Here is a 25,228-nt window from a genome sequence, read left to right on the forward strand (position 1 = left end):
CCGTCCCGCTCTGCCGTTACCCGGATGGATTCAGACCGCTTGACGGCGACAGCGCTGTGCTCTCACCCCCTGTTCCCGCTGCTGCCGGTGGCAGCGCATGACCGTTCGCGTGCTCACGAGCGACGATGTGGCAGGCGACCCGTCGTCCATCCAGTGGCGTCAGTTCCGGCACGATCGTGTCGCACAAGCCGGCTTCAAAGAGTGGACAACGTGGGTGGAAGCTACAGCCCGGTGGAATGTTGAGGAGGCTGGGAATATCAAGACTGCGGAGCTGCAGCTTCTGCTTGCTGCGGGTCAGATCTGGATCGGGCTCCGGGATCGCAGCGAGCAAGGCACGGGTGTATGGGTGCTGCGGGGTGTTGATTAAGGCTGGAGTCGGGCCGATTTCGACGACGCGGCCAAGGTACATGACGGCGATCGAGCCTTCCCAGCCGAAATATTTGGCGATTGCAAGGTCGTGCGTGATGAACAAGAACCCGACGCCCAAGTCGTCGCGCAGGCGGCGAAGGGTGTTCAGCAGGCTGACCCGAATGGAGACGTCGACCATCGAGGTTGCCTCATCGGCCACGATGAACTGGGGTTGGACGGTCAGGGCTCGCGCGATGGCGACACGCTGGCGCTGGCCACCAGAGAGTTGATGCGGGTATTTCCAGAGGAAGTTTTCGGGAGGCGTGAGATCAACGAGGGTAAGCAGCTCGTGGACACGCCGGAGTGTGGCGGCCTGGCCGCGCGTGAAGCCGTGATGCTGGAGGGGCGCGGCAAGGGTATCGTAGACGGTATGGACCGGATTGAGCGATGCGTAGGGATCCTGGTGGATGATCTGGACGGCACGGCGGAAACGGCGGAATGCGTCATGGTCGAGTTGCCAGATGTCCTGACCGCCGAAGCGCACGCTGCCGGCCGTAGGTTTGAGCAATCCTGCAGCAATTTTGCCGGTTGTTGTCTTGCCAGAGCCGCTTTCGCCAACGAGACAGATGACCTGGCCCGGGGCGATGGTGAGCGAGACATGATCGACTGCGCGAACCGAACGCCGACCAACGCGGAATTCCTGGGTGACCTGGTCAAGGGCAAGCTGAAGCTCAGGCATGCTCGACCACCTGTCGTTCGAGGGTGACGCGCTGCCAGTAGTGGCAGGCGCTGGTATGACCGTCGGCGACGTGATACAGGGGCGGCTCTTCCTGGCTGCAGCGTGGTTGGGCATAGGGGCAGCGTGGATGGAAGCTACAGCCGGAAGGCGGTGTGATGAGTCCAGGCGGGCTACCCGGAATTGAGGCGATCTCGTAGAGGTCGCCAGTGATTGGCGGGACCGCTTTGAGCAAGCCGACGGTATATGGATGCCGTGATCGATAGAAGATCTCGCGGACGTTGCCGAGTTCGACGATTTTGCCAGCGTACATTGTCGCGACACGGTCGGCTAGCTCAGCGGCGAGGGCGAGGTCGTGCGAGATGAAAATCATGGCGAAGCCGAGTTGGTCGCGAAGCTGACGCAGCATGTCGATGATGGCGCGTTGCGTGAGGATGTCGAGGGCAGTGGTCGGCTCGTCGTAGATGATCACCTGGGGGTCGAGCAGCAGGCTAAGTGCGATCATGACCCGCTGGCGCATGCCGCCGGAGAGTTCATGCGGGTAGGCGCGCAGCACCCGGCCCGGCTCGAGCTGGACGAGGCGGAGCAAGTGCTCAGCGCGATCATAGACTTCGGCTTTCGAGAGGCGGGCATGGGCACGCGCGGTGTCCCAGAACTGCTCGGCGATGCGGAGCACGGGATTGAGGGCGTTGAGGGCACCCTGGAAGACCATGGCGCACTCTTTCCAGCGGTACGCGCGGGTCGCGTCGTCGTCGAGTGTCAGGATGTCGGTGGTCTGTCCATCGCGGAAACGGTAGTGGACGGTGCCGCGTGTCTCGGCGCTTTTCGGCAGCAGACGGAGGAGGGCAAGGCCAAGCGTCGATTTGCCACAGCCGCTTTCACCGATCAGCGCGAGGCTTTCGTTGGGATAGAGGTCGAAGCTAATGCCGCGCACAGCGTGGACCCATCCGGCACGGGTTTGGTAGTCGACGATCAAGTCGCGTACAGCGAGCACGGGCTGCGTGTGAGGTGTTTGTGCCGTCATCGTGTCATTACCCTTCACGCAATCGTGGGTTAAACACCTGCTCAAGCGATCGTGTCATGGTGACCATCGAGAGCTGAAGCAGTGAGATTGCGATGACTGGCGCGAGGATATACGGCATGCTGTCGCGGTAGAAGATGGCGCCGCGTGTCCAGGCAAGGTTGAGCATGATGCCCCAGTTGTCGCCGGCAAGCGGGGCAAGACCGAGGAAGTAGAGCACGACTTGACCGTAGATGGCGCCAGTCATGCCGATGGTAAAGCTCATCAAGATGTAGCTGGCCATGTTGGGCAGGATTTCGCGGAAGAGGATATGGAACAGGCCAAGGTCAAGTGCGCGGGCCGCTTCGACATACTCACGCGCTTTGAGGGAGAGGACCTGGGCACGGACGGCCCGGAGCAGTGTTGGCCAGTTGAGCAGTGCCAGGATGAGGGCGAGGAGCCAGGGGCGATTCAGCCGGACGAATGCGGCAAGGACAACGAGCAATGGCAACTGCGGGATCGTCAGCACGACGTCGGTGATGAGCATGACAATGCTGTCGAGCACCCCTTCAACGTAGGCGACGAGGGCGCCGAGCGTGATGGCGATGAGCGTGGAGAGGATTGCGGCGAGCGCGCCCACGAGGATGATTGGACGGCCGCCGCGCACGACTTGCGTCAGCACATCGCGGCCTTCGTAATCGGTGCCAAGGGGGTGAGACCAGCTTGGCGGCTGATAGATTTGGGCCATGTTCGGCTCGCCGGATGAGGGGGCGATGAGCGGGCCAAAGAGGGCGAGCGCAATGAAGAACAGCACGCCGAGAAAGCCGAGGAAGCCGACCTTGTTCTGCCAGAGCACACTCAGGCCAAGGCGGAGGCTCCGTGCGAGGCGGTGCGCGAGGCTGGGCGGCTTCATCGCCAGGAGCTCAGGCTGGGCGGTCATCGCTGGCTCCCTCCCATGGCGCGAATCCGGGGGTCGAGGCGGCTGTAGAGCAAGTCGGCAAGCACGTTTGCGAGCACGACTGCGAAGGTGATGATGAGGAAGATGCCCTGCATGATTGGGTAGTCTCGTTGGTTAATGGCTTGGAGGAGGATGTAGCCGATGCCTTGATATTGGAAGATTTGCTCGATCACGACTGCACCACCGACGACGAAACCCGCGGCGATCGCTGCCTGGGTGAAGAGCGGCAGGATCGCGTTGCGACCGACATAGGCGCTCATGATGCGGCCATCTTTGAGTCCGCGGGCGCGTGCGACAGTGACGAAGTCTTCGCCGAGGGTGGCGATTGTTGACGATTTCATGAGGAGGAGCCAGGAGCCGATGGTCGTCAAGACGTAGGTCGCGATGGGCAGGGAGGCATGGTAGAGCGCGTCTTTGATGAAACTAATACTGAGTGACGGCTGGACACCGGGCGAGTACGCGCCGCGCATTTCGGCGATGGGGAACCAGCCAAGCCGGACGCCGAAGAAGACGACGATCACGATGGCGACGAGGTAGTTGGGTACGGACTGGAAGAAGGAGCCGAGCGCGGTGAGAAGGTGGTCAATTGGGCGTTCGCGGCGATAGGCAGTCAGCATGCCGAGGAGGACCCCGAGCGCGAAGCTGAGGAGGAGGCCAAGACCGGTGCTAAAGAGGGTCCAGGGGAGATACGTTGCAATGATGCTCGTCACGGTCGTACCGGGCGAGGTAATGGACTTGCCGAAATCACCGTGCGCGAGTGCCTGGAGGTAGTCGCGGTACTGAGCGAGCAGCGGCTCGTTGGGATTGAACGCGAAGAGCGCTGCGGCTTGGTTGGCCGCGTCCTGGTAGGAGAAACCGTACTGCGAGATCAGGGTGTTGATGTAGACGTCGACCGGGTTGCCGGGCATGAGCCGGATCAGGAAGAACGTCAGGGTCGAGACGAGATAAATGGTGAGGGCGGCTTTCAGTAGACGGCGGACGATGTAGCTTCGCCAGAGGATGAGAGCGAAGCGTCCGAGTGTTGCCGCTGCACTGGCAGCTGATTGAGCTGACGTTGTCTCAACAGTGGCAGGCCGTGCCACAGGTACTCCTCTCTGCGCTAGGTACCGATCGATTGATGCGTGTCCGCTGCGACATTGAGCTGTTCGGGGAAGGTCCAGTCGGGTTCAGTCAGGACGAGTTGTGGCGGTCGAGTCAGCGGTGTGAAGAGCTTATAGCGGTCGCCACGATAGAGGCTACGGACGAGTTCGACAGGGCGATCGAATTGGTCGTAACTTAAGCGCACCTGGCGGAAGGCCGGCAAGCCGGGTGGCAAGCCGAACAGCCGAGCTTCTTGTGGGGTGAGTACGACCGCTTCAATGGTCTGCTCACCGTGGGTGAGTTCGATGCCGTAGTGCTCAGCCAGCCAAGCGTAGAGCGAGCGGTCGGTGAGGTCGGCTTCGGCGAGCAAGGGAAAGCGTTCGGCAGAGATGTAGACCGTTTCGAGTGCCATGGGTTCGCCGTTGGCCAGGCGTAGTCGGGTGAGCATGATGACGGGCGCGCCTTCGGCGATCGCCAGTCGAGCGGCGAGTTCGGCATCGGCGGGAATGTGCTGGTTGGCGAGCGTGCGGCTGCCTGGTGTGAGGCCACGGCGGCGCATCTCTTCGGAAAACGAGGTGAGGACGAGTCCCTGCTCGACCTTCGGGCGCGCGACGAAGGTGCCGCGGCCCTGGATGCGTTCGAGTTTGCCGGCGAGGACGAGTTGCTGCAGGGCCTGACGCACCGTAATGCGGCTGACGCCGTACTCTTGCTCGAGTTCGCGCTCTGAGGGGAAGCGATCGCCGGGATGAAGTTGCGCGATGCGCGCTTCGAGTGCCTGTTGTAGCAGCCGGTATTTTGGCAGCGACGGGCGCTGCGCGTTCCACGTCTGCACGTGGGCTATCCTTCGCTTCAATTGGTCAAGACGTTCGGATGTTATAACCACCTCTTGTTGGCAGTATACCGATGTAACCCTGCGTTGTCAACTCCCAGGTGTGGAAGGGGCGCGGGAGTGGATTGTTTGGCAAAAAGGGCGAAGGGGTGCAGGACAGCGCGTGAGATAGGCAACAGTGCGGTGGGTTACGGGAGAGCAGGACGCGAGGGCAGTGGGGCACGAGGGCGGTGGGGCTTGGTGTGGTGCGGCCGTGTCTTGGGGATACGGCACGGCGTGAGAGGGTTGCGCAGAGGCTAGGCGTGCTGATCGGTCGAGGATGTGGCAGCGATGGCTGCTTCCGCGTCGGCTTGGGCGCGGAGTTGTCCGCAGGCGGCAGCAATGTCGACGCCGCGGGAGTAGCGGACAGTGGCGGGGATGCCGTGGCGGTGCAGGATTGCGGCGAAGCGTGCGATGCGGTCTGGCGTTGGGCGAGCAAGGTGCGGGGCGGCAGGCGTTGGATTGAGTGGAATCAGGTTCACGTGGCAAAGCAGGCCATGGAGCAAGCGCGCGAGGGCTTCGGCATGATGATCCTGGTCGTTGACGTCGCGAATGAGGACGTATTCAAAGGAGATGCGCCGTCCAGTCTTGGCGACGTAGCGCCGGCAGGCAGCGAGGAGTTCGGCGATGGGATAGCGCCGGTTGATTGGCACGAGTTGTGAGCGGAGTGCGTCGTCCGGCGCGTGGAGCGAGATGGCCAGCTTCACCTGGTAGGGCTCCTCAGCGAGACGGTCGATGAAGGGGACGAGGCCGGACGTTGACAGGGTGATCCGCCGGGCGCCGAGGCCAAAGCCAGCGGGATCATGCAGGATGGCGATCGCCTTCATCGTAGCATCGTAGTTTTGGAAGGGCTCGCCCATTCCCATGACGACGATGTTAGTGAGTGTACGGCCGCGCTCGCGGGCAAGCCGGGCGGCATAGACAACCTGGGAGACGATTTCACCGGCGCTGAGGTTGCGGATGAGACCAGTCATGCCGGTGGCGCAGAAGGCGCAACCGACCGCACAGCCGACCTGGCAGGACACACAGACAGTGGTTCGGTCAGGATAGCACATGAGGACGGTTTCGACATGCTCACCGTCGACGGTACGGAAGAGGAGCTTTTCGGTTTCGCCGTCGTCGCTGGTGACGGTGCGCGTCAGCTGGAGCGTTGTGAGCGGCAGGGTTTCGGCAAGTTGCTGGCGCAGCGCTTTGGGGAGCACCGTCATGGCATGATAGTCAAGAGCGAGTTGTTGGTATGCCCAGTGGAAGAGTTGCCGGGCTCGGTAGGGTTGGTGGCCCTGCGCAACCAGCCGCTGCTCCAGTTCGGCAAGCGTGAGGTCATGGAGCGTGGTTGGGCGTTGCTGGCGTGGTCGGCGCGGGCGTATGGTGCGTAGCGGTGTCGGCGTCGTCATCGTTTGTGATGCTTGTGTCACATCGATCTTGCTCATGACAGCAAGTGTAGCATGGGAAGGGCAAGGCCGTAGGTGAGGGCTGCGTGGCTGAGAGCACGGTGCTGGTGGCTGCTATACTGTGATGCCGAATGATCATGGCGATGGAGCCCGCCAGTGGCGCGGTGCGCCCGAACTGCGGATCAGCTGATGGCTCCTGGCCGTACGGCCAGGAGCTTTTCTTGTTGTGGTGAAGTGGAGGACTGGCATGGATACGACACTGACGATGCTTGGTTCGCTGCTTCAACAACTGGAGCCGCTTCTAACGACGACGGCAGCTGCTCAGCGTGTTCATGCCCTGGCCGATCGTCTGATGCGTACAACGCTGAACGTGGCAGTGCTGGGACATTTTAAACGCGGCAAGTCGACGCTGGTAAACGCGCTCGTTGGCTATCCAGTCCTTCCGATGGGCATGGTGCCATTGACAGCGATCGTCACGTATGTCGAAGCTGGTCCGGCATTCTCGGCGACCATCACGTTTCAGGATGGGCGCACAGCGGAGGTCCCGATTGCGCAGCTTCGGGAGTACATTACCGAAACGGAAAACCCGGCAAACGCGAAGCGGGTCGCTGCGGCAGTGGTCCAGGTGCCAACAGCACGGCTTCCTCACGGGATTCGTCTCGTTGATACGCCGGGGATAGGGTCGACCTATGTCCACAATACCGCGATTGCGCGTGAATTTGTGGCCGATGCAGATGTGGCACTCTTTGTGTTGTCGGTGGATCCGCCAATGAGTGCTGAGGAACGAGCGTTCCTCGAGGAGGTCGCACGCTTCGCTCGCCGCCTGCTGATCGTGCTGAACAAGATTGATCGCTATAGCCCTGCGGATGTTGCCGACGTCATAACGTTTACGCGGAAGGTGGTGGCAGATCGTGTGCCAGCGTGTCCAATTCTTCCCGTTTCCGCGTTGCTTGCGTTAGAAGGACGGATAGCAGGAGATGCGGCACGAATCGAGCAGAGTGGCATCCAGGCGATCGAGCAGTTTTTGGTGCAGGAGGTCTATCAGGCACGTGAAGCACTGCTCGTTTCGGCTGCGGTGAATCAGCTGCACATGCTCATCAGCGAGGCGGAACAGCAGCGACAAGCGACGCTTGCTGGGTTGGCGACCTCGCGCGAGGAGCTTACGCGCCGGCTCGATATGTTTCGACAGCGGGTAGCAGAACTCGACGTCCTTCGTGAAGAGCGCGATGCCTTGTTGCGCGTGGCACAGGCTCGACTGGTGGATCAGCATCTTGGATCAGCGTTACCGACCTTGCGCGCTGAACTGCTTGCACTGGCGAACCAATTGCCTGCGCTGATCATGGAAGGGAGCGAGCGCTCGCTGAGGGCGCAGGTGCGGGCAGGAGGCCACTGGATTGTTGAGACGCTGCGTTCGACGACCGTGGCGTGGATGCAACGCGAGGAGCCGGCGCTGCTTGACGTGCTTGGAGCGATAACAGAGCGGTATCGTGCAGCGCTGCAGCGTGCGCTGGACGCCTTGCAGGCGCTTGCCCAGGACGTGCTTGCTGTCCCTGCGTTGCAGGTGCAGGTACCGGAGCCAGTGCCCGTGACTGCACATGCGCGGCTGCAGGTTGTTGATGAACCGGTCATGCTCGAATTATTGTCGATGTGGTTGATGAGCCATTTGCCCGGGCGGATTGGACGTTGGCTCATCCTCTGGCGAGCACAGCGCCGGCTCGAGGACTATGCTGATCGGATGGTCGGTTCAGCGCGATATGCGCTGCGGCAGTGGATTGCCGAGCAGCTTGAAGAGCGACGGGCGGTGCTTGAGTCAGCGGTCTCAGCGGTTCTTGAGGCGTTGACGTAAGGCGTTGAGGCCGTACAGGCTGCGATGTTGGACGGTGAGGATGCCGTTGCGGCGTTGCGTGTGCGGCTGCAGGCGGAGCTGGCTCAGCTGGAGCAGATTCGTGCGGCACTGGAGGGCGTGGTCTCTGGGGGGCAGCAGGCAACGGTGGCGGAGAAACGATGAGCGGGAAGGGGAAATCCCTTCCCGCTCACGTGCTGGGCCGCAGGGATCGCCTTATGGATACGGCGTGCCGTAGCGGTTGTGCAGGACTTGGGCGCCGAGGCGTCCGAGCAGCACGTCATACCGCTGCGGGAATTCGCCGGGGTGCCATTCGAAACGCTCGCGCTCGAAGTACTGCACGGTATAGACCTTGCCAGTATCGGGGTTGACTTCCTGGAATTCCTCGGAGATTGGATAGCCGAAGGTTGCCAGGCCGCCGAACTGCTCCCAATACGCGCGGAAGCCCGAGCAGAGGTTATGGCGCGTCTGTGGGAAGTAGATGCAGGCCGGGCTGGAGTTGGGCTGAGCCGGCTGGAAGGCTGGATCCGTGCGGCCAGCAGTCACTTCGTCACCGAGCAGGCCGAGCAGCACGTCGTAGCGCTGCGGGAACTGGCCTGGGTGCCACTCGAAGCGGGCCCGCTCAAAGTACTGCACCGTCAGGCCGTTCTCCTGGAACTCCTCGGTGATCGGGTAGCCGAAGATGGCCAGGCCGCCGAACTGCTGCCAGTAAGCTCGGAAGCCAAAGCAGAGGTTATGGCGCGTCTGCGGGAAGTAGATGCAGGCTGGGCTGGGATTCGGGGCAGCCGGCTGCGCTGGGCCAAAGCCTGGTGAGGGTGGCGGTGGCGGAGGCGCGGCGGCCGTCCAGTTAACTGTGGCGGTGGCGGTCGGGTTGCCTGCGACCTGCGCCGTTGCGGTCACGGTGTCGGTGCCCGCGTTGCTGCCGCTATAGGTGATAGTCGCCTGGCCGTTCGCGTTCGTGACCACGGAAAATGTGCGCGGGTTCGCGCCGGTGACGGTAACGGTAATGGTAATGTTGCTCACTGGACCGCTTGGATTAACGAGTGTTGCGGTGAGCTGGGCTTGATTGCCGACCGTCACGTTCTGAGTCGCTGGGACAAGAGTAAGCGTTGGCGCCGCGGCAGGGGTGATCGTGACTGGCACCGAGATCGTCTGGTTATCAACCGTTGCTGACACCGAGACGACGCCGCTCTGCAGTGCGGTGAGGGTCGCCGTTGCCTGGCCGTTGGAGAAGGTGGCATTGACTGGCGCGATTGTGGCAATGGCGAGGTTTGTGCCGAAGCTGACCGGTGTGCCGTTTGGCACGTTGTAGCCCCCGCCAGCGATGGTCGCGATGACCTGCGCTTGACCGTTGGGTGGCAACGTCAAGGGGTTGACGGACAGGACGAGCTGGAGGGTCGGCTGGTAGAGGACGTTACCGTTGAAGGAGTTCGCTGGCGGGATGTTTTGGCCCCACCAGTTGTAGCGGGCGTCAAAGGTTGCGGAGGTTCCGCCGACGCTCTTGGCGTTGAACCCGTTGTTGATCACGATGCGGTTGCCATGGGCGTTGAAGATGGTACCGGTCGCGTTGTTCGTGGCATCGCGGCTAAGGGCGGCGCTCGTCGTGCCCGTGATGACGTTGCTGTTTGCCGTCACGTTGGCGCTACCGCTGGCTGTCGCAACGGCGATGCCGATCGCGCCGTTCTGAATGGTGTTGCCCTGGATGGTTGCCGTGCTGTCAGTGGCAGCGATGCCCGTGCCGCTAGCTGGCGAGGTGATGGTGTTGCCGTTGACGGTGACGTTCGTCACGCCGGTCAGGCTGATGCCCGTGGCGTTGCCAGCCAGCGTGTTGTTGGTGACAGAGACAGGGCCATTTGTATTGGCAATCGCGATGGCGTTGCCCTGGCTAACGTTCTTGATGGTGTTCCCTTGCAGCGTGCCGGTGGCTGAGGTGAGCGCAATGCCCGACTGGTTGGCGTTGTTGCCGCCATTGACGGTGCTGTTGCTCACGTTGAATGTCAGGTTGCCATTGTTGCCGACGCCCTTCATTGCTGCGCCGACATTATTGCCGAGTGTCACGGTCAGCCCGTTTAGGGCGACAGTGTGGGCAGTGTTGCTGCCGGAATTGTCGGCGAGCACGCCGGTGTCGGCTTTGATGGTCAGGTTACTGGCATTGCCGTTCACGCCGCAGAAGAGGACCCCAACTGCGCCGTTCTGGCTGCTGTAGTCGATGGCGAGATTCTGCAACGTGGCGGTGCTTGCTGGTCCAACGACGCCAACGGCGGCGGTCACCGGGCCGTTGCAGGACGTTGGCGAGAGTGAGGATGGCGGGGTGAGTACGGTGGCCCCAGAGCCAGACTGGCTACTGCCCTGGATTGTCAGGTTCTTGTTGACCGTAACCTGTTCCTGGTAGGTGCCTGGTGCGACGCGGATCGTGCTGTTTGCACTGGCGGCGTTGACCGCGGCGCTAATTCCCGCGTTGAGTGTGTAGGACAGTGAGTTTGCTGAAGCTCCGATAAGATTTATGGTTATTTGATATGTTTTGTTCGACTGTGTATTGAGGAAACCGATCCTAAGTTGGAAGGTTTTGGTCTGATTGGCAGGTACTGAAAAGCCAGGTGCTGCTGGGAAGGTGTAAAAGAAGGTGTTTGGATTTTGTTGATTGGATGGATTAACAGATTGCCAGTTGTTTCCGTCCCAATACGAGAGGTCTAAGGGAGACCCCTGGGCAATGTTTACTTGGACGGCGACCTGAACTTGCAAGCCACTAAGGTCCTGGGATCCGGCAGTGATGCTTAGTCCAACTCGATAAAACTGATTGCCGTTTCCCCAGTCTTTCAGGGCGAAGGCGTCCTGGGGGGTCGGCGTGCTGATCACGAGCGGACCGGGATCGCCTTGTTGGACGCTTGAGGGTGTGACTAAGGCAATGGTGGCGTTATTGGCTGCTGCAACAGGCAGCAGGCCGAGGGGGAGGAGAAGATTGGCAATGGTGAGTGCAAAAGCAAGGGTGAGTCGGTGCAGCCATCGTGGCCGATAAAGCGCTCTGCGATTGCGCATTGCTCCAGTCCTTTCTCTCCGCGCTGTGGTCACTGATCGTTGCCTCAGCTTCTCTGGATTGGCTGGTGGTCCGCGCGCGCCGTCGTGCCATCGATGATCAACTGGATTGTCGTGCCGTATCATGGTTCTCTCTCACTGCTGATGGGTTGGTTCTCTTCTGCTCTCCTAATACAATAGAACGATGCTGGAGTGCAAAAGTTACGCGGTGGCTGAGGGGCGACGTGGGGCAGTGGGGGATGGTATGCCTACGGTAGCATACACGCGTGCACGCGTGAGGACGATGACTCAGGAAGGGTGAAGGGTTGCGATGGCGACAGTCGATTTGCGGGCGTTGCAGCAGCCGCTGAAGGACCAATATCGAGCTGATCCGGCGTCGGCAAAGCTCATCTTGCGCGCGACGGCTTCACAGACAGATTCGCCGCTTCGCTGCACTGTCGATTTGGGGCGTGGGCAGATTACCGCTGAGGCACATCCGATGGCGGGTGGTCCTGGGCAGGCGCCGTGCTCAGGCGACTTGCTCTTGGGGGCACTGGCAGCGTGCGCACAGCTGACGTGCCAGATGGTTGCGGCGGCGACAGGTGTGCCGGTCGAGCGGATTACTGTGACCGCTGAGGGCGAGCTTGACATGCGTGGTTCGATGGGCGTTGCGCGCGAGGTGCCGGTTGGGTTTGAGGCGATCCGGCTGCGGGTGGCGATTGACGCGCCGGATGCGCCTCCTGATCGACTCGCCCGGCTCCGTGCGCGGACGGAGCAGTTCTGTGTTGTGTTACAGACCCTCCTTGCTCCGCCGCCGATTACCGTTGAGGCCGTGGGTGACGGCGCGGAGCAAGCAGAGAGCGCGAACAGCGATGCTGCGGGGAATGCCTAGCCGTACAGTTCGGCCAACTTTTCAATGCTGAATTCTGGCGAGTGGCAGAGGTCGATGATTCGGCGTTCACGCGCTTCGACCTCCTTAGCGGCACGGAAGACGTCGGGAGCGATGTCGATTGGGATCTGGATGACGCCGTGCTTGTCGCCATGGAGGAGATCGCCAGGGTGAACAGTCAGCCCGCCAACGGTGACCGGGGTGCCAAATTCGACGACGTGGACGTAGGCGTGCGAGACCTGAACCTGGTTAGCGAAGAAGTGGAAGCCGAGGCGCTCAACCTCGTCGAGGTCTCGCACGCCGCCGTTGGTGACGGTGCCGATGCAGCCGAGCGCGCGGTGGATGCTGACGTTCACTTCGCCCCAAAATGAGCCGATTGGCGGGTTGTCAAGGTCTTCGATGACGACGATCCGTGGTTCAGGGATAGTCAGGATGTACTCCCACATTGCCCGGCGTGGGATGGCTTCGCCTGGCCCGGCTGGCTGAGCCGCGCGGATCTTGGCCGTGACAGCATAGCCGACCATTGGGCCGAAGTGCGGGAACATGCAGCGGATGCTGGCGTCCATAAAGCCGACGTTGCGTGGGCGCACGTTGAACTGTTCGATTGCGTTGGCGATGGTCGGCGTTGAAAGGGTGGCAAGCGCCTTCAGGACTGCCGGGCTGAGTGGAGCATCAGCCATTGTTTATCTCTCCTCTCTCATTTCTGCATCTCGCTCCTGCATCGTTCCTTGTTGCCCGCTTATCTTCGCATATGCTCGCTCGGTTGTCGCCTTGCGCGGAGGGGAGAGCTATGCGACAACCCAGGGTGACGACTAGTGGGAAGGAGGAACGCGGTGGTGGACGAGGGGACGATGCAGCGGCGAGTGCTTACGAATGCCGCGCAGCTTGGGATCGAGGTTAGCGAGGACGACCTGCAGGTGATGATGGAACAGGGCTTTCTTGCGATGCCCCAGGCGTTTGCTGCGTGGCTTGCGCATGCGCCACTGCCTGATACGTTGCCTGACTTCTTGTGGGAACCGATGGCAGCGCCAGTGGAACAGACGGCTCCAGCGGAGCCGATCACAATGCCGGCAGTGCACCCGCGGGGGCAATTGCCGACGCTGGCCGAATTGGCGGTACGCTTGCGCCGCCGTGAGGTCTCCGCGGCCGAACTCGTTGAGCAGGCGCTTGAGCAGATTGCTCGGTTGGATCCGCATCTCAATGCGTTCCAGTGTGTGCTGGAGGATGAAGCGCGGGCTGCTGCCCGGGAGGCTGACGCCGCATTAGCCCGGGGCGAAGACCACGGGCCGTTGCATGGGATTCCGGTTGCCGTCAAGGATTTGCTTGACCTTGCTGGTACGCCAACGACGGCCGGCGGGCGGCTGTTGGCTGACCGCCTTGCTGAACGAGATGCGTCAGTCGTGAACAGGCTGCGGCAGGCCGGCGCGATTGTCCTTGGGAAGACGCGGTTGACAGAGTTTGCGTATAGTCCGGCTTCGGATAACCCGCACTATGGCCCGACGCGTAATCCATGGGATCGGACGCGCGACGCCGGTGGGTCGTCGAGCGGGTCGGGGGCAGCGGTTGCAGCTGGGATGGTGGTGGCAGCGCTTGGCTCAGATACGGGAGGGTCAATCCGGATTCCGGCGACGTTTTGTGGGATTGTTGGGTTAAAACCGACGTTTGGTCGGGTGAGTTTGGCCGGGGCAGTGCCGCTCTCGTGGTCGCTTGACCATCTTGGCCCGATGACGCGGAGTGTGGCCGACGCTGCGCTGGTGCTGGCAGCGATTGCTGGGCCTGATCCAGCTGACCCACGGACAAGCCGGACATCGTCGTGGGGGATGCCGGCGTTCTCAGCCGACGTGCGCGGACTGCACGTTGGTGTGGTTCGTGGCGATGGTGGCACAGAGCCGCTGGGTGAGCCGGAGGTGATGGCAGCGTGCGAGCGGGCCGCAGCAGCACTGGCAGATGCTGGTGCGCTGATTGAGGACGTAACGGTGCCGGAGCTGAGCGCGCTCCGCGTCATCAACAGCGTGCTGATTGGGCTTGAGGCGCAGGTGGTGCACCTGCCCTGGTTGCGTACGCAGCGGGAGGCGTATGGGGCGTTTCTCCGGGCTCGGCTACTGGCGACACTGGCGTATCCGCCGGGTTCGTACTTGCTCGCGCAGCGTTGGCGGGCACAACTTCGCCAGCAGATGGTCGAGCGGATGCGTGTGCTTGACCTCCTGCTCTTGCCGACCGTACCGCATCCCGCGCCGCCGCTTGGTGTGATTGTGCGGAATACGTGGCATACAAGCCCGTTCAATGCGCTGGGGTGGCCGGCGCTGTCGCTGCCCGGTGGTCTGGCGGAGACAGGGCTGCCGGTTGGTGTGCAGCTGGTCGGACGGCCATGGGAGGAGGCGACGGTGCTGCGCGCTGGGGCGGTGGTTGAAGCGGCGGGACTCGGCCCCGGCGATCCTCCACTGGTTGCTTGACGACGAACGGGCTGTCTGTGCCATAATGCGGCTGGACGGTTCGCGTGGCAGCTCGGTGGGCGCACGAGATTGGGAAAGCTCACGGAGCTGGTGATGAAGTGAAAGGGAGGGAAGCGATGCCGTTCGAGCTTCCGCCGTTGCCGTATCCGTATGACGCACTCGAGCCGTACATTGATGCCAAGACCATGGACGTGCACTACAACGGGCACCATGGCACCTATGTCCGCAACCTCAACGCGGCGATTGAAAAGCACCCAGAGCTCGAGGGGCGGAGCGTTGAGGACTTGCTGCGGAACATTCAGCAGATTCCGGAAGATATTCGCACTGCTGTGCGCAACAACGGTGGCGGGCATGCCAACCACAGCATCTTCTGGACGATTATGGGGCCGAATGCTGGCGGCGAGCCGAAGGGTGAGCTGGCTGAGGCGATCAATCAGACGTTTGGCAGCTTCCAGGCGTTTAAAGATCAGTTCTCAGCTGCGGCAGCTGGGGTGTTCGGCAGTGGCTGGGCATGGCTTGTCTTGAACAATGGCAAGCTGGAGATTGTGACCCGGCCGAATCAGGACAGCCCCTACATGGACAACCTCTACCCGGTGATGGGGTTGGACGTGTGGGAGCATGCCTACTACCTGAAGTATCAGAACCGCCGTGCAGAGTACATCGCGAACTGGTGGAATGTTGTCAACTGGGACGCGGTGGCTGAGCGGTATCGGGCTGGGCTGAAGTAGTCCTGCAGGAATGTGCAACGACGAACCGTCCCTCCGGCCTGATACACCGGAGGGACGGTTCGTTTCCTGTGGTGCAGGTACGCGCTAGCGGACGGTGATGTCGATAGGGCGGAGGTTGGCTTCGATTTGGGCGCGGTAGGGCTCGAGGAACGGCGGTAAGGACAAGCGCTCGCCGAGATGTTCGGGGTCTTCGTCGGTTGCGAAGCCAGGACCATCGGTGGCGATTTCAAAGAGGATGCCGCCTGGCTCACGGAAGTAGAGAGAACGGAAGTAGAAGCGGTCGATTTGCGGGGTGACGGAGAAGCCCGCGGCTGCGATACGCTCACGCCAACGGCGGTGTGTCGCATCGTCCGGGGTGCGGAAGGCAACGTGATGGACGCCGCCGGTGCCAAGGTCTGCGAGCGGCAGGCCTGGGTGTACTTCAACGACAACTTGCGCCCCAGGGCCGCCAGGGCCAGTCTCAAAGAGAACCTGTTCGATGCCGTTATCCTGACGATGCAGGGTGCGGCGGAAGCCGAGCAACTCCTCGAGCACGTGTTGCGTGCGGGCAAGCTGCCTGACAGTTAGGGTGACAAAGGCTAAACCGCGGATAGCGACCTCGGGGGGCACGGGGCTGTGCTCCCAGGGAATGCCGCCGCCGGGTGCGCCCTGGTCATCGACGAGGGCGAGGCGCTGTCCTTCGGGGTCGGTAAAGGCTAGGAGGCGGCGGCCATCGAGGCTTTCTCGCTCTTCGACGGGGCGGCCAACGTTGGCCAGGCGCTCACGCCAATAGGCAAGGGCGTCTTCGCTCGGGACGCGGAGTGCGATGAGGGAGATATCGCCAGCGCCTGGGCGATGGGGCGGCAGCTTGGGCCAGTCGAAGAAGGTGACATCGGTGCCGGGTGAGCCGATGCGGTCGGCGTAGAAGAGGTGGTAGGCTGAGACATCGTCTTGATTGACTGTCTTTTTGACGAGTCGCAGCCCGAGCACCTGGGTATAAAACCAGACGTTCTCGCTCGCTCGCCCCGTGACTGCGGTCACGTGGTGCAGGCCAGTAAGGGTAAGCTCGGTCTCGGTTTGGGATGTGGTCATCGTCTGTGGCTCCTTCCTTTCGGTGTTTACGTTCCAAGGATGCCACAGACGATGACGCTCTTGCTCTGCGGATGCTACTTACTCGGTAAAACGGAGTAGAAGTGGGGGTTGCCCGTGCATTTCGACGGTAAAGACGTCGCCGGCACGGGCGGGCAGTGCGCGGGCGAGGGAGCCGGAGAGCACGATATCGCCGGGCTCAAGGGCGATGCCGAACTCGGCGAGCTTGTTGGCCAGCCAGGCAACACAGCGGGCCGGGTGGCCGAGGGCGGCTGCGCCGATACCCTCGACAGCTGGGCGGCCGTTCTGGCTCAGCACCATGCCGATGGTGCGCAGGTCAGCGGTGCGGAGTGCCCGACTCCAGGGGCCGAGAGTAAACCCACCATAGGAGGCGTTATCAGCCACAGTATCGACGAGTTTAATGCGCCAGTCTTCGATCCGGCTATCGACGATTTCGATCGCGACGGCGATGGCTTCGGTAGCGGCGAGGACGTGTTGGAGCGTGACGCCTGGGCCAGCGAGGCGGCGGCCGATGAGGAAGGCGAGTTCGCCTTCGACGCGTGGCTGAATAAACCAGCTGGCGGGGGCGACGGCAAGCCCGCGTTCGGCGGGGACATACCGCGACGCCCAGAGGCTGCCGTAGTCGGGTTCATGTACGCCGAGTTGTTGCTGCATGGCGAGGCTGGTCAGTCCGATTTTGCGACCGAGGATCCGCTCGCCGTTGGCAAGGCGCATTGCGGTCCATTGGGTCTGAATGGCGTAGGCGGCCGCGGGATCAGCGAGGCCGAGTGTCTCCGAGAGGGGCGGGATGGTTGTGCGAGTGCTCCATGCGTGTTCGAACTGGGCAGCGAGGTCGGCAACGCGCTGGTCATCGAGTACGTGTGTTTCAACCATTGCTCTTCTCCTCGTGCTGGGTGACAGCAAAGACGAGGGTCGCGCTTGCTGGCCCGAGCAAGGCGACGGTGCCGGGGTGAAGCGGCACGGCTGGCGCTGGGGAGCCGAACATGATGACCTGGCCAGTATGCAGGCCGCCGACTTGCTGGGCAAGCCAGCAGAGCTGCGCTGGCAAGTCGCCAAGGGCTGCGATTGGGCCGGCGGCAACGTCTTGGCCGTTGATCGTGAGGCGAAGTTCTCCATCGAAGGGCCAGTCGAGTGCGCGCTCACCGAGCAGGATTGCGCCGCCGGAAGCGTTGTCGGCGACGACTTCGGGGGCAGTGAAATGGTAGCCTTCCCAGATGCTATCGAGGATTTCAACGGCAAGAAGCCACGCGCCGACTGCGAGGAGTGCACGTCCGGGGGTAGCGTCGGGAGGGATGTCTGCCTGAAGCACGGCGGCGACTTCCGGTTCGATGCGGGGTTGAAGGAAATGGTTGAGCACAACGGATGATTGGTGGAGCATGTCGGCGCTCAGCCAGCCGGTGATCGGTGCGGTGAGGCCCATTTGCGCTTGTTTGCTGGGGCTGACGAGGCCGAGCTTGTAGCCGATGAGCTGTCGGTCACCGCGGAGCGCGGCCTGGACGCGGTAGGCGCCTGTGAGGTCGAGGGGAGGCGGAAGACTCCCGCTCGGGAGCGTCCGGCGCTCGGCGCGTGCTCGTTGAATCGCCTCGAGCCAGTGCTGTTCATGGGTGGAGAGGGTCATGCGCGTTCCTCTCGCTCAGCCATGGATTGCCCGCCGCTGCCCCAGTTGTCTTTGCTGACTTCGACGATGATGACGCGAATGGCTTCGAGCGGCCAGCCGAGATGTTGGGCAGCAGCTTCGGAGAGCCGGCGAATAAGCGCACGTTTTTGCTCGCGGGTGCGACCTTCTAGCATGGTGACACGCAGGACGAGCATCGTTCAGCGCTCCACAGTGAGGAACCAACGGACCAGGGCGTTGAAGGCGTCACGCTGTTCGATCTGCACCCAGTGGCTGCACTGGCCGAAGACGTGCAACTGAACCCGTGGCAGCTGGCGCAGGAGCGTGAGGCTTGTGTCGAGCGGGACGATGACGTCATCGCGGCCGTGGACGAGGAGGACTGGTTGTTCGATGTGCGCAATGGCGTCTTCGGGCACGACGAGGGCGTCGACGTGCTGCTGGCGGGGCGGAGGGAACATGGCGGCAAAGCTGCGGGCAGCTTCCGGGGCAGTTGCCGCGCCGTAGCGTTGGCGGGCAATGGCTTCGAGATCGCCACCAACGTGCTGGGGGTCGAAGACGAACCAACGGAAGATCTGGGTCAGTCGTTCAAGGGTTGGGTCGTCATAGAAGCCCCAAACGCCATCGAGTCCTTCGGTAATGGGGAAGGGCACGCCGATGGGGCCCATGAGGATGGCGCGGTCGAAGCGCTGTGGTGCGTGGGTGAGCAGGTGAAGGGCAAGTGCGCCGCCGAGCGAGTTGCCGACCAGGTGTGCATGGGAGATGTTGAGCGCGTCGAGGAGGCCGAGCGACTGCTCGATCCAGAGCGGGAGCCAGGCGGCAGCGCCCTGGGGCGCAGGGTCGGGGTGGGCACTGCGGCCAAAGCCGACGAGATCGAAGGCGATGCAGTCGAAGGTGTCGCCGAGCGCTGGGAGAGCATACTGCCAGTTGGCCCAGCCATTTGCGCCGGGGCCGGAGCCATGGATAAAGAGCACGGCCTCGCGGTTCCCGGCTCCGCTGCGATAGATGTGGGTACGATAGGAGCCGACTGTCAGGTCGTGTTCCGTGACCGGAGTCTGTGTTGTCATTCCCCTTCCCTTCTGATGCGCGGTTACCACCACCACATGCTCGTATCGTGGAATTGGACTTCAAGACAGCGGAAATCGCCGCCGAAGAAGATGAGTGGCTCACGATCCCAGTAGTTGAGCCAGCGGACATGGCCGATGAACAGCGTGTGGTCACCGGCTGGGACGCGCGCCCAGACGTCGCAGGCAAGGTGGGCGACGGCGCCGTCAAGTAACGGGATACCCTCGACCCACTGGAATGTTGGGATGTAGCCCGGCTGGGGCTTGCCCGCAAAGTGGCGGGCGGCTGCCTCCTGGTCGCGGGCAAGCACGCTAATGCCATACCGGTCTTGCTGGTCGAGGAGGGCGTGCATGCGAGCTCGGCGATCGACGGCGATGGCGACCAGTGGTGGGTCGAGGGAGACGGACATGAACGCGTTGGCAGTCATGCCATGGACGCCTTCGCCTTGAGCAGCCGTAACGACCGTGACACCCGTCGCGAACCGGCCGAGCGTACGGCGAAACCGCTTGGGGTCGAGGGGAACAGGGGCGGTCGGTTCTGGAGGGTTCGGCTGTCGGGCTGGGAGCGTCATGCGGATCCTCCTTCTGGTGCAACGGCTGGTGTTGGTTGAGCAGCGTTCGCCTGGCCCTTGCGCCGTGCGAGATCGACGGCGACATCCAAGATCCAGTCTTCCTGTCCGGCCACGGCCTGGCGTCGCCCGAGTTCGACGAGCAGTTCACGTGGGTCGAGGCCAAACTCGGCGGCGATGTGTCGAGCGTGGAGCAGGAACGTGGAGTAGACCCCAGCATAGCCGATCGTGATGGCGTCGCGATCGGGGAAGGGCTGATAGGGCATGATCGGGGCGACGATGTATTCGGCGGCATCCATGAGCTTGAAGACATCGAGCCCGGGGTTGATACCGAGGCGGTCGAGCACGGCGGCAAGGAGTTCCGTTGCGGCGTTACCGGCGCCGGCGCCAAAGCCGCGGAGACATCCGTCGATCTGGTCGGCGCCGGCTTCGAGCGCGGCCAGGGTGTTGCCGATGGCTAAGCCGAGGTTGTTGTGTGCATGGAAGCCGACCTGGATCGTCAGCGCGTCTTTGAGGGCTTTGACCCGCGCAAAGGCATCCTGCGGGAGCATCGCGCCGGCCGAATCGACGATGTAGACACAATCGGCGCCATAGGACTCCATGAGTTTGGCCTGCTCGGCGAGGAACTCCGGTGGCCGCATGTGGGCCATCATGAGGAAGCCGACTGTTTCCAGGCCAAGCTCTTTGGCTAGGCCGAAGTGCTGTTCGGAGATATCGGCTTCGGTGCAGTGGGTGGCGATACGCACGACCTGAACGCCAGCGGCGACGGCTTCACGCAGCTCCTTGCGGGTGCCGATGCCCGGGATGAGCAGCGCGGCGATCTTGGCACGTGTGGCGTGCTCGCGTGCGGTGGCGATGAGGTCGAGTTCGTTGGTGCCGGAGAAGCCGTACTGGATGGAGCTGCCAGCGAGTCCGTCGCCGTGGGTAACCTCGATGACGGGAACGCCTGCCTCATCGAGCGCTTGGGTGATGGCCGCCACCTGCTCACGGGTGAACTGGTGGCTCATGGCGTGTGAGCCGTCGCGCAGGGTAGTATCCGTCAGGCGTGGAGCCTTCATGCGAGCACCTCCGCACGAACGCCCAGCAGGTGCTGGGCGAAGAGTTCGCCGACGCGCTTGGCGGCTGAGGTCATGATGTCGAGGTTGCCGGCGTAGGGGGGCAGGAAGTCGCCAGCGCCTTCGACTTCGAGCAGCATGGCGATGACGGGGCGCTCACCCCATGGGGTGAAGCGACGATCGATGACCGGTTCGGCCTTGAGCCGATAGCCGGGCACATAGCGCTGGACTTCTGCCACCATCTGGCTGATGGAAGCGAGGACGGCGCCCTCATCGAAGTCGCCGGCGGGGATGACGTAGATCGTGTTGGTCATGATGATCGGTGGCTCAGCTGGGTTGAGGATGATGATCGCCTTGCCCTGCTCGGCGCCGCCGAGGGCTTCGAGCCCGCGGGCAGTGGTGAAGGTAAATTCGTCGATGTTCTGCCGGGTGCCGGGACCGGCTGATCGGCTGGCCACGGTGGAGACGATTTCGGCGTAGCGCACTGGGGTGACCCGGCTGACGGCATAGACCAGCGGGATGGTGGCCTGGCCGCCGCAGGTGATGAGGTTGACGTTGTCCTTATCGAGGTGCGCGCCGAGGTTGACTGGCGGCACGACGTAGGGGCCGCGGGCGGCTGGGGTGAGGTCGATGGCGATTTTGCCGGCTTCGCGGAGCAGCTTGGCGTGGCGCACGTGTGCCTTGGCGCTGGTGGCGTCGAAGACGAGCTTGATCTCTGGGTCGGCAAGCACGGCCGTAATCCCCTCAGTGCTGGTGGGGATTCCGAGCGCCCGGGCACGCGCGATGCCTTCGGACTGTGGATCGATCCCGGCGAAGAGCGCTAATTCGAGGTGGCCGGGATCGCGCAGGATCTTGTACATCAGGTCCGTGCCGATGTTGCCCGTGCCGAGGATCGCGACCTTGATCCGTTGTGACTGTTCCATGTCCACTCCTCTCCAAAGTAGCCGAGGTGTTCAGAGACACGCCGGGCAGCCTGCACAATTGCCGTCGTGAAGCGGTGCTGGTTCGGATAGAAGCGATGAGCGGGTACCGAAAGGCTCATGGCTGCGACGACCTGGCCGTGTTCGTCGCGAATCGGAGCGGCGGCACAGCACAGGCCGATCATCGCCTCTTCTTGGTCATAGGCGTAGCCTTGCTCACGCACGCGTGCGAGTTCCTCACGGAGTCGTGTGAGGCTGGTGATCGTGTGAGGCGTGAGGGCGGGGAGTCCTTGGCGCTGGACGATGGCCTCGACTTCTTCCCAGGGGCGTGATGCAAGGAGCACTTTGCCGACGCCGCTGCAATGGGCGTAGAGGCGTCCGCCGACGCGGGAGAGGATGATCTCGAGTCCGCGGTCGCCACGGAGTTTGTCGACATAGAGGACTTGACCGTCGACGAGGACGGCGAGATGGGCTGTTTCCCCCCAGCCAGCGACAAGCTCTTCCATGACGCGGTGGGCTTCCGTCCGCAGCTCACTCGTGTTGGCGAGGGTTTGTGCGAGTTCGAAGAGTGTCCAGCCGAGCCGATAACGACCAGCGCTCGTCCGCTGGAGGAGGCCACTTGCCGCCAGGGAAGACAGGAATTCATGTGCGCCGGACTTGGGCAAGCCGAGAGCCTCGGCGACTTCAGTGACACCCCATTCCGGGCGTTGGGGGGTGAAGAGTCGTAGGACTTGGGATGCTTTGATGACTGTCTGTAGCATGGTCAGCCCCTCACTGTTCTCATCCTATGGCAGTGTGTGGTCGTCATCAACGGTTTTGTTCAACTATGCTGAAAACTGACTTCGTTCATCTATATTGGAAGCATTGCTTGACACTGCCGGCGTGTGCCGTTAAGAAGTGGGCAGATTCCGAAGGTGGGCAGTGCTGGCGCGGTTAGCCGTTGCCAGGAGGAGAGGTGCAAGCATGGAACAAGTGGTGGCGACGACTCGTCCATTGACGGGGGATGAATACCTTGAGAGTCTCCGCGATGGGCGGCGCGTCTATTTTCGAGGTGAATGGGTCAAGGATGTCACGACGCATCCAGCCTTTCGCAACGCAGCACGCTCCGTGGCACGTCTCTATGATGCGCTGCATGACTCGGCGACGCGTGATGTGCTTGTGAAGACTGACCGGCAGGGCATTCTGACGCACAAATTTTTCGCTCCAGCCTATTCACCACAGGATTTAAAGGAAGCAGCTGATGCGATTGCGCTGTGGCAGCGCATGAGCTTTGGGTGGATGGGCCGAACGCCGGAATATAAAGCCTCGTTTATGGCGACGCTGGGAGCCGATCCTGATTACTATGCGCCGTTCGGGGATAATGCACGGCGCTGGTATCGAGAGTGTGCTTCTAAGGTGCTCTTTATGAACCACGTGATCGTTGATCCGCCGATTGACCGCAACCGGCCACCGAGCGAAGTGCGCGATGTGTTCATGCATGTCGTGAAGGAAACAGATGGTGGCATTATCGTCAGTGGAGCAAAACAGGTTGCAACTGCGTCGGCACTCACCCATGCCACGTTTGTGGGGGTGAACAGTGGCAGTGCCGCTCGGTTACAGGAGGGGCGGGACGAAGATGTTGCCCTGGTTTTCTTTGTGCGCATGGATAACCCACGGCAGTATCTGATTTCCCGCGCCTCTTATGAATTGCGAGCCGAAAGTCCCTTTGATAATCCGTTGTCAAGCCGATTTGATGAAAACGACGCGTTCCTAGTCTTGGATAATGCATTTATCCCCTGGGAAGATGTGCTGGTCTATCGCGATGTGCAAAAGGCAAAGAAATTCTACGCGGATTCTGGGTTTTTCAATCGCTTCAATTTGCAGACGACGATCCGCTTTGCAATCAAAGTTGAGTTCATGATCGGCTTGTTGCAAAAGGGGCTCGAGTGCAATGGGACAGCCGACTTTCGGGGGAATCAGGTTCTTGTCGGTGAGTTAATCGCGCTCCGGCACCTTTTGTGGGCCGTGATCACGGCAATGGTGAGTGATCCGGAGCCGAGCCTTGGTGGCTCAGTGGTGCCACGGCTCGAATATGCTGCGGCAGCGCGCGTCTACACCAACTTTGCGTGGGATCGCATCCGCGAGATTTTCGAGCGTATTCTTGGAGGAGCGCCGATCATTAATGTCTCGAGCTACCGTGATTTCCAGGATCCAGAAGTGCGTCCGCTGCTGGATCGGTATCTGCGTGGAACGGGCATGAGTGCCGAGGAGCGGAGCAAGCTCTACAAGCTCATTTGGGATGCAGTGTATTCAGAATTTGGTGGTCGGCATGGGTTGTATGAACTGAATTACGCGGGGAACCATGAGCAGAAATATCTTGATCCGCTTGCCTGGGCGCAGCAGCGCGGGTTGATGGGTGAGTGGAAGGCGCTGGTTGACGAGTGTCTGTCGCAGTATGACCTTGAGGGGTGGCGAGATCCGCACTGGGTATGGGAGCCAACGGACGCGTCGTAAGCCGGCAGTGGATAACCTGCCGGCTTTGTGTCTCTGTTTGGGTGTCGTGGGATCTGTTTGGGGGTGTCGTGGGAGAGGAGCGAAAGGCCATGCCAGTAACCGTCACATTACCGACGGTAGCTCAGCTTGCGCATGTGGAGTTGCTAACGCCAAAGCTTGAAGAGAGTTTGTGGTTTTTTACCGAGATTTTAGGTATGACCGAGGTTGCGCGTGAGGGGTCCTCGATCTATTTACGGGCCTATGAGGATTTCTATCTTTGGACGTTAAAGCTCACGGCATGGGAGCATGCTGGGTTAGGACATGTGGGGTGGCGCGTCTCGGCCCCGCAACTGTTGGATGAGGCGGCTGCGCAACTGGCGGCCGCTGGATTGGGTGATGGATGGTTTGAGCACGGGGAACTCGGTCAAGGTCGTGCCTATCGTTTCCATCTGCCGGATGGCCATCGCATGGAATTACTTTGGGACTTGGAGTACTACCAGGCACCTGCTTCACAGCAGAGCCCGCTGCGTAACCGGCCCCAGCGCCGTCCGTCGCGCGGGGTGCCAGTGCGACGGATTGACCATGTGAACTGCTTTGTCAGCAGTGTTGAGGAAAACGAGGCGTTCTTGTGCGAGCAGCTCGGCTTTAAGGTGCGCGAGATCAAGCTTGGCGCTGATGGGCGCAAAGTTGGTTCTTGGCTGAGTGTAAGCCCGTTGGTGCATGAGATTGCCATCATGCGTGACGGAACTGGCCAGGGCAATCGATTGCACCATGTGGCCTACTGGTATGGCTATCCACAAAACCTCTACGATGTTGCTGACCTCTGCCGTGACTGGGGAATTCGGATTGAAGCTGGCCCGGGCAAGCATGGGACAACCCAGGGGATGTTCCTCTACCTCTTTGAGCCTGGGGGGAATCGCATTGAGCTCTTCGGTGACAGTGGCTATTTGATCTTCGACCCCGATTGGCACACAGTCGTCTGGGATGTCTCAAACGAATCAGATTTGTACGCCAGTACCCTGTGGATTGGTGCATCGACTATGCCTGAATCGTTCTACACCTATGCGACTCCGGAGCGCGTGCTGGTCGAACGCTAGCGCGCTGATGCTGAGGTGATGCCTGGAGTGCCTGGTTGGGCGGT

At 61.8% G+C, this 25,228-nt stretch carries 23 protein-coding genes and 1 riboswitch; of the genes, 6 read left to right on the top strand and 17 right to left on the bottom strand.

All coding sequences use genetic code 11. From position 1 onward, the window contains the following. Positions 1–16: 16 nt before the first annotated feature. The 6 genes from N675_RS05135 to rlmN form a co-directional block, all read right to left on the bottom strand. Entirely contained in the window at positions 17–1,087 is a 1,071-nt protein-coding gene (locus tag N675_RS05135; RefSeq protein ID WP_231577939.1) for an ABC transporter ATP-binding protein, read from the bottom strand. Further along, positions 1,080–2,108 (bottom strand): ABC transporter ATP-binding protein, encoded by a 1,029-nt coding sequence (locus N675_RS05140; RefSeq protein WP_038038366.1) that lies wholly within the window; start codon positions 2,106–2,108, stop codon positions 1,080–1,082. Before N675_RS05140 ends, N675_RS05135 begins: the two co-directional genes overlap by 8 nt. A gap of 7 nt (positions 2,109–2,115) precedes the next feature. Continuing rightward, positions 2,116–3,024, bottom strand: a complete 909-nt coding sequence (locus tag N675_RS05145; protein ID WP_231577940.1) for an ABC transporter permease — start codon at positions 3,022–3,024, stop codon at positions 2,116–2,118. Then, positions 3,021–4,124, bottom strand: a complete 1,104-nt coding sequence (locus N675_RS05150) for an ABC transporter permease (protein ID WP_231577941.1) — start codon at positions 4,122–4,124, stop codon at positions 3,021–3,023. Before N675_RS05150 ends, N675_RS05145 begins: the two co-directional genes overlap by 4 nt. A gap of 17 nt (positions 4,125–4,141) precedes the next feature. Beyond that, positions 4,142–4,954 carry a GntR family transcriptional regulator gene (locus N675_RS05155; RefSeq protein ID WP_231577942.1) on the bottom strand — a complete coding sequence of 271 codons (813 nt, stop codon included), beginning with the start codon at positions 4,952–4,954 and terminating at the stop codon, positions 4,142–4,144. A gap of 293 nt (positions 4,955–5,247) precedes the next feature. Beyond that, entirely contained in the window at positions 5,248–6,384 is a 1,137-nt protein-coding gene (gene rlmN / locus N675_RS05160; RefSeq protein WP_051914559.1) for a dual-specificity RNA methyltransferase RlmN, read from the bottom strand. Positions 6,385–6,511: 127 nt separating this feature from the next. Further along, positions 6,512–6,587, top strand: a riboswitch (Fluoride riboswitch). Between the two features lie 41 nt (positions 6,588–6,628). Between rlmN and N675_RS13605 the strand changes: the two genes are divergently transcribed. Next, positions 6,629–8,227, top strand: a complete 1,599-nt coding sequence (locus N675_RS13605) for a dynamin family protein (protein WP_051914219.1) — start codon at positions 6,629–6,631, stop codon at positions 8,225–8,227. A gap of 213 nt (positions 8,228–8,440) precedes the next feature. On the opposite strand, the gene N675_RS14275 is transcribed toward N675_RS13605, so the two are convergent. Further along, a complete protein-coding gene (locus N675_RS14275; RefSeq protein ID WP_197066271.1) occupies positions 8,441–11,260 on the bottom strand; it encodes a right-handed parallel beta-helix repeat-containing protein in 2,820 nt (939 codons plus the stop codon). A gap of 307 nt (positions 11,261–11,567) precedes the next feature. On the opposite strand from N675_RS14275, the gene N675_RS05175 reads away from it, so the two are divergent. Beyond that, on the top strand, positions 11,568–12,128 hold the full coding sequence (locus tag N675_RS05175) for an OsmC family protein (RefSeq protein ID WP_081886880.1): 561 nt from the start codon (positions 11,568–11,570) through the stop codon (positions 12,126–12,128). Here the strand turns inward: N675_RS05175 and N675_RS05180 are convergent. Further along, positions 12,125–12,805 (bottom strand): RraA family protein, encoded by a 681-nt coding sequence (locus tag N675_RS05180; RefSeq protein ID WP_038038367.1) that lies wholly within the window; start codon positions 12,803–12,805, stop codon positions 12,125–12,127. The genes N675_RS05175 and N675_RS05180 overlap by 4 nt on opposite strands. Before the next feature lie 153 nt (positions 12,806–12,958). Between N675_RS05180 and N675_RS05185 the strand changes: the two genes are divergently transcribed. Continuing rightward, positions 12,959–14,578 carry an amidase gene (locus N675_RS05185; RefSeq protein WP_231577943.1) on the top strand — a complete coding sequence of 540 codons (1,620 nt, stop codon included), beginning with the start codon at positions 12,959–12,961 and terminating at the stop codon, positions 14,576–14,578. A gap of 116 nt (positions 14,579–14,694) precedes the next feature. Further along, the gene (locus tag N675_RS05190; protein WP_038038368.1) at positions 14,695–15,306 is read left to right on the top strand and encodes a superoxide dismutase; all 612 of its coding nucleotides are present in this window, start codon (positions 14,695–14,697) and stop codon (positions 15,304–15,306) included. Between the two features lie 84 nt (positions 15,307–15,390). Here the strand turns inward: N675_RS05190 and N675_RS05195 are convergent, their stop codons facing one another. From N675_RS05195 to N675_RS05235, 9 genes are all read right to left on the bottom strand, one after another. Then, positions 15,391–16,377: a ring-cleaving dioxygenase gene (locus tag N675_RS05195; protein WP_038038369.1), complete on the bottom strand. Its 987-nt coding sequence runs from the start codon at positions 16,375–16,377 to the stop codon at positions 15,391–15,393. A 78-nt stretch (positions 16,378–16,455) separates the two neighbouring features. Beyond that, positions 16,456–17,268: a 2-keto-4-pentenoate hydratase gene (locus tag N675_RS05200; RefSeq protein ID WP_038038370.1), complete on the bottom strand. Its 813-nt coding sequence runs from the start codon at positions 17,266–17,268 to the stop codon at positions 16,456–16,458. Further along, positions 17,261–18,013 carry a 2-keto-4-pentenoate hydratase gene (locus N675_RS05205; protein WP_038038371.1) on the bottom strand — a complete coding sequence of 251 codons (753 nt, stop codon included), beginning with the start codon at positions 18,011–18,013 and terminating at the stop codon, positions 17,261–17,263. The genes N675_RS05200 and N675_RS05205 overlap by 8 nt, the downstream gene beginning before the upstream one ends. Beyond that, entirely contained in the window at positions 18,010–18,207 is a 198-nt protein-coding gene (locus tag N675_RS05210; RefSeq protein WP_038038372.1) for a tautomerase family protein, read from the bottom strand. The genes N675_RS05205 and N675_RS05210 overlap by 4 nt, the downstream gene beginning before the upstream one ends. Before the next feature lie 3 nt (positions 18,208–18,210). Next, the gene (locus tag N675_RS05215; protein WP_038038373.1) at positions 18,211–19,074 is read right to left on the bottom strand and encodes an alpha/beta fold hydrolase; all 864 of its coding nucleotides are present in this window, start codon (positions 19,072–19,074) and stop codon (positions 18,211–18,213) included. A gap of 23 nt (positions 19,075–19,097) precedes the next feature. Next, on the bottom strand, positions 19,098–19,643 hold the full coding sequence (locus N675_RS05220) for a flavin reductase family protein (RefSeq protein ID WP_051914220.1): 546 nt from the start codon (positions 19,641–19,643) through the stop codon (positions 19,098–19,100). Next, positions 19,640–20,698, bottom strand: a complete 1,059-nt coding sequence (gene dmpG / locus N675_RS05225) for a 4-hydroxy-2-oxovalerate aldolase (RefSeq protein WP_051914223.1) — start codon at positions 20,696–20,698, stop codon at positions 19,640–19,642. The genes N675_RS05220 and dmpG overlap by 4 nt, the downstream gene beginning before the upstream one ends. Then, on the bottom strand, positions 20,695–21,618 hold the full coding sequence (locus N675_RS05230; RefSeq protein WP_038038374.1) for an acetaldehyde dehydrogenase (acetylating): 924 nt from the start codon (positions 21,616–21,618) through the stop codon (positions 20,695–20,697). Before N675_RS05230 ends, dmpG begins: the two co-directional genes overlap by 4 nt. Then, positions 21,555–22,376, bottom strand: coding sequence for an IclR family transcriptional regulator (locus tag N675_RS05235; protein WP_038038376.1), 822 nt, complete (start codon positions 22,374–22,376; stop codon positions 21,555–21,557). Before N675_RS05235 ends, N675_RS05230 begins: the two co-directional genes overlap by 64 nt. 202 nt (positions 22,377–22,578) lie before the next feature. On the opposite strand from N675_RS05235, the gene N675_RS05240 reads away from it, so the two are divergent. Both N675_RS05240 and N675_RS05245 read left to right on the top strand, forming a co-directional pair. After that, positions 22,579–24,108 carry a 4-hydroxyphenylacetate 3-hydroxylase family protein gene (locus N675_RS05240; RefSeq protein WP_038038377.1) on the top strand — a complete coding sequence of 510 codons (1,530 nt, stop codon included), beginning with the start codon at positions 22,579–22,581 and terminating at the stop codon, positions 24,106–24,108. Positions 24,109–24,197: 89 nt separating this feature from the next. Next, the gene (locus N675_RS05245) at positions 24,198–25,184 is read left to right on the top strand and encodes a VOC family protein (RefSeq protein ID WP_038038378.1); all 987 of its coding nucleotides are present in this window, start codon (positions 24,198–24,200) and stop codon (positions 25,182–25,184) included. The last annotated feature ends 44 nt before the right edge of the window (positions 25,185–25,228 follow it).

The organism is Thermorudis peleae (assembly GCF_000744775.1).
Lineage (GTDB): Bacteria > Chloroflexota > Chloroflexia > Thermomicrobiales > Thermomicrobiaceae > Thermorudis > Thermorudis peleae.